The organism is Cupriavidus sp. SIMBA_020, from assembly GCF_046535395.1.
Taxonomy (GTDB): Bacteria; Pseudomonadota; Gammaproteobacteria; order Burkholderiales; family Burkholderiaceae; genus Cupriavidus; species Cupriavidus campinensis.
Genome location: NZ_JAWRWU010000029.1, coordinates 1 through 5197, shown reverse-complemented (window position 1 = coordinate 5197; position 5197 = coordinate 1). Strand labels below are relative to the sequence as shown.

General features: G+C 53.2%; 2 tRNA genes and 2 rRNA genes. All 4 read right to left on the bottom strand.

Going from position 1 to position 5197, the window contains the following annotated elements:
- Window positions 1-16: 16 nt before the first annotated feature.
- A 23S ribosomal RNA gene (locus tag SB751_RS27930) occupies window positions 17-2895 on the bottom strand.
- A 294-nt stretch (window positions 2896-3189) separates the two neighbouring features.
- Window positions 3190-3265, bottom strand: a tRNA-Ala gene (locus tag SB751_RS27925).
- Window positions 3266-3273: 8 nt separating this feature from the next.
- Window positions 3274-3350 (bottom strand) — tRNA-Ile (locus SB751_RS27920).
- 63 nt (window positions 3351-3413) lie between these two features.
- Window positions 3414-4945: ribosomal RNA gene (locus tag SB751_RS27915) — 16S ribosomal RNA — on the bottom strand.
- Together the 16S and 23S rRNA genes with 2 tRNA genes alongside form the textbook arrangement of a ribosomal RNA operon.
- Window positions 4946-5197: the final 252 nt, after the last annotated feature.

The following is a 5197-nucleotide window of genomic DNA, read 5'->3' as shown; positions in this document are numbered from 1 at the left end:
AAGACACACTGGTTATAGGATCAAGCCTTACGGGCAATTAGTACTGGTTAGCTTAACGCATTACTGCGCTTCCACACCCAGCCTATCAACGTCCTGGTCTCGAACGACCCTTCAAGGAGGTCAAGCCTCCAGGGAATCCTCATCTTCAGGCGAGTTTCCCGCTTAGATGCTTTCAGCGGTTATCTCTTCCGTACATAGCTACCCTGCGATGCCTCTGGCGAGACAACAGGTACACCAGCGGTACGTCCACTCCGGTCCTCTCGTACTAGGAGCAGCCCCCGTCAAGATTCCAACGCCCACGGCAGATAGGGACCAAACTGTCTCACGACGTTTTAAACCCAGCTCACGTACCTCTTTAAATGGCGAACAGCCATACCCTTGGGACCGGCTACAGCCCCAGGATGAGATGAGCCGACATCGAGGTGCCAAACACCGCCGTCGATATGAACTCTTGGGCGGTATCAGCCTGTTATCCCCAGAGTACCTTTTATCCGTTGAGCGATGGCCCTTCCATTCAGAACCACCGGATCACTATGTCCTGCTTTCGCACCTGCTCGACTTGTCGGTCTCGCAGTTAAGCACGCTTTTGCCATTGCACTTTAGGTACGATGTCCGACCGTACCAAGCGTACCTTCGAACTCCTCCGTTACACTTTGGGAGGAGACCGCCCCAGTCAAACTGCCTACCATGCACTGTCCCCGACCCGGATTCACGGGCCAAGGTTAGAACCTCAAACAAACCAGGGTGGTATTTCAAGGACGGCTCCACGTGAACTAGCGTCCACGCTTCAAAGCCTCCCACCTATCCTACACAGATCGGTTCAAAGTCCAATGCAAAGCTACAGTAAAGGTTCATGGGGTCTTTCCGTCTAGCCGCGGGGAGATTGCATCATCACAAACACTTCAACTTCGCTGAGTCTCGGGAGGAGACAGTGTGGCCATCGTTACGCCATTCGTGCAGGTCGGAACTTACCCGACAAGGAATTTCGCTACCTTAGGACCGTTATAGTTACGGCCGCCGTTTACCGGGACTTCAATCAAGAGCTTGCACCCCATCATTTAATCTTCCGGCACCGGGCAGGCGTCACACCCTATACGTCCACTTTCGTGTTTGCAGAGTGCTGTGTTTTTATTAAACAGTCGCAGCCACCATTTTATTGCAACCCCTTCACCCTCCTGGCGCAGGCCAGTCAAGCTACAAGGGCGTACCTTATCCCGAAGTTACGGTACCAATTTGCCGAGTTCCTTCTCCCGAGTTCTCTCAAGCGCCTTAGAATACTCATCTCGCCCACCTGTGTCGGTTTGCGGTACGGTCTCGTATGACTGAAGCTTAGAGGCTTTTCTTGGAACCACTTCCAATTGCTTCGCGGCTCAAGGCCGCTCGCCCCACATCCTTGAATTTCGCGCCCGGATTTGCCTAAGCGCCTTCTCCAATGCAGGGACCGGGACTTCCAACACCCGGACAACCTTCCGCGATCCGTCCCCCCATCGCATCATACGACGGTGCAGGAATATTAACCTGCTTCCCATCAGCTACGCATCTCTGCCTCGCCTTAGGGGCCGACTCACCCTACGCCGATGAACGTTGCGTAGGAAACCTTGGGCTTACGGCGAGGGGGCCTTTCACCCCCTTTATCGCTACTCATGTCAGCATTCGCACTTCTGATACCTCCAGCATCCTTTACAAGACACCTTCACAGGCTTACAGAACGCTCTCCTACCACGCACTTGCGTGCGTCCGCAGCTTCGGTATATAGCTTAGCCCCGTTACATCTTCCGCGCAGGACGACTCGATCAGTGAGCTATTACGCTTTCTTTAAAGGGTGGCTGCTTCTAAGCCAACCTCCTGACTGTTTTAGCCTTCCCACTTCGTTTCCCACTTAGCTATATTTGGGGACCTTAGCTGGCGGTCTGGGTTGTTTCCCTCTTGACACCGGACGTTAGCACCCGATGTCTGTCTCCCGTGATTGCACTCTTCGGTATTCGGAGTTTGCTATGGCGGGGTAATCAGCAATAGACCCCCCAACCATGACAGTGCTCTACCCCCGAAGGTGAGACACGAGGCACTACCTAAATAGTTTTCGGAGAGAACCAGCTATTTCCAGATTTGTTTAGCCTTTCACCCCTATCCACAGCTCATCCCCTAACTTTTCAACGTTAGTGGGTTCGGTCCTCCAGTACGTGTTACCGCACCTTCAACCTGGCCATGGATAGATCATCTGGTTTCGGGTCTACACCCAGCGACTCAACGCCCTATTCGGACTCGCTTTCGCTACGCCTTCCCTAATCGGTTAAGCTTGCCACTGAATGTAAGTCGCTGACCCATTATACAAAAGGTACGCCGTCACCCGTTTCCAGGCTCCGACTGTTTGTATGCATGCGGTTTCAGGATCTATTTCACTCCCCTCCCGGGGTTCTTTTCGCCTTTCCCTCACGGTACTGGTTCACTATCGGTCGATTACGAGTATTTAGCCTTGGAGGATGGTCCCCCCATCTTCAGACAGGATTTCACGTGTCCCGCCCTACTTGTCGTACACCTAGTTCCACAACGCTGTTTTCGCATACAGGGCTATCACCTGCTATGGCCGGGCTTTCCATCCCGTTCTGCTAACAATGCTGCTAAAGAGTACAAGGCTCTTCCCATTTCGTTCGCCACTACTTTGGGAATCTCGGTTGATTTCTGTTCCTGCAGCTACTTAGATGTTTCAGTTCGCCGCGTTCGCTTCCCTGACCTATGTATTCAGTCAGGGATGACCCATAAGGGCCGGGTTTCCCCATTCGGACATCTCCGGATCAAAGCTTGTTTGCCAGCTCCCCGAAGCTTTTCGCAGGCTACCGCGTCCTTCATCGCCTGTAATCGCCAAGGCATCCACCACATGCACTTGTTCGCTTGACCCTATAACGAGTGTGTCTCAAGCTCTCGCTTAAGCCACGACTCACCATAGGTCTGAGTTCTCGCGTTTGTGCCGTATTCCAAGTCATCTTTCGATCACTTTAAATACATTTTGGTTGATACAATCACAACCCGGTATCGCGTTGGATAATTCAGCGTCTCATCAACGCTCGCGCGACACCTTTACTACATCCCATATTGTTAAAGAACAGCCGACTGTTTCAGTCGATCTTGGCAACGCCAAATGAAAGCACTCAAATCTAAGCGCTTTCATTTGGCAAACCAACCCAAGGTAAGTGGTGGAGGATGACGGGATCGAACCGACGACCCCCTGCTTGCAAAGCAGGTGCTCTCCCAGCTGAGCTAATCCCCCGGATAACTTGGTGGGTCTGGTAGGACTTGAACCTACGACCCCCGCCTTATCAAGACGGTGCTCTAACCACCTGAGCTACAGACCCTTGGCTGTAACAGCAAACAAACCGATAAGTGTGAACGCTTGACTTGTGAACACAAGCCTCTGGAAAGGAGGTGATCCAGCCGCACCTTCCGATACGGCTACCTTGTTACGACTTCACCCCAGTCATGAACCCTGCCGTGGTAATCGCCCTCCTTGCGGTTAGGCTAACTACTTCTGGCAAAACCCACTCCCATGGTGTGACGGGCGGTGTGTACAAGACCCGGGAACGTATTCACCGCGGCATGCTGATCCGCGATTACTAGCGATTCCAGCTTCACGTAGTCGAGTTGCAGACTACGATCCGGACTACGATGCATTTTCTGGGATTAGCTCCCCCTCGCGGGTTGGCAACCCTCTGTATGCACCATTGTATGACGTGTGAAGCCCTACCCATAAGGGCCATGAGGACTTGACGTCATCCCCACCTTCCTCCGGTTTGTCACCGGCAGTCTCTCTAGAGTGCCCTTTCGTAGCAACTAGAGACAAGGGTTGCGCTCGTTGCGGGACTTAACCCAACATCTCACGACACGAGCTGACGACAGCCATGCAGCACCTGTGTCCACTTTCTCTTTCGAGCACCTAATGCATCTCTGCTTCGTTAGTGGCATGTCAAGGGTAGGTAAGGTTTTTCGCGTTGCATCGAATTAATCCACATCATCCACCGCTTGTGCGGGTCCCCGTCAATTCCTTTGAGTTTTAATCTTGCGACCGTACTCCCCAGGCGGTCAACTTCACGCGTTAGCTACGTTACTGAGGAAATGAATCCCCAACAACTAGTTGACATCGTTTAGGGCGTGGACTACCAGGGTATCTAATCCTGTTTGCTCCCCACGCTTTCGTGCATGAGCGTCAGTCACGTCCCAGGGGGCTGCCTTCGCCATCGGTATTCCTCCACATCTCTACGCATTTCACTGCTACACGTGGAATTCTACCCCCCTCTGACGCACTCTAGCCTTGCAGTCACAAGCGCAATTCCCAGGTTGAGCCCGGGGATTTCACGCCTGTCTTACAAAACCGCCTGCGCACGCTTTACGCCCAGTAATTCCGATTAACGCTCGCACCCTACGTATTACCGCGGCTGCTGGCACGTAGTTAGCCGGTGCTTATTCTTCCGGTACCGTCATCGACCCCGGGTATTAGCCAGGGCCATTTCTTTCCGGACAAAAGTGCTTTACAACCCGAAGGCCTTCTTCACACACGCGGCATTGCTGGATCAGGGTTGCCCCCATTGTCCAAAATTCCCCACTGCTGCCTCCCGTAGGAGTCTGGGCCGTGTCTCAGTCCCAGTGTGGCTGATCGTCCTCTCAGACCAGCTACTGATCGTCGCCTTGGTGAGCTTTTACCCCACCAACTAGCTAATCAGACATCGGCCGCTCCTATTGCGCGAGGCCTTTCGGTCCCCCGCTTTCACCCTCAGGTCGTATGCGGTATTAGCTAATCTTTCGACTAGTTATCCCCCACAACAGGGCACGTTCCGATGTATTACTCACCCGTTCGCCACTCGCCACCAGGATTGCTCCCGTGCTGCCGTTCGACTTGCATGTGTAAGGCATGCCGCCAGCGTTCAATCTGAGCCAGGATCAAACTCTTCAGTTCAATACCTGTGTGGTGCCGAAGCACCTCGCTCTTTCGAGCGGTCGCTCACTCTCAGAAAACTGACTCGATCCCATCCGAAGATGAAACCGAACATGTTTTACTGTGCGAGCACTTTGATAACTTTTGAAGCATCACGCAGACCGGAGTCTGCGTGGCGTTCGCCATCAAGCGCCCACACTTATCGGTTGTTTGGTTGTTAAAGAACTGGCCACACCGGCTTTGCCGGGGGCGGTACTGCTTGTCTGCGCTGCG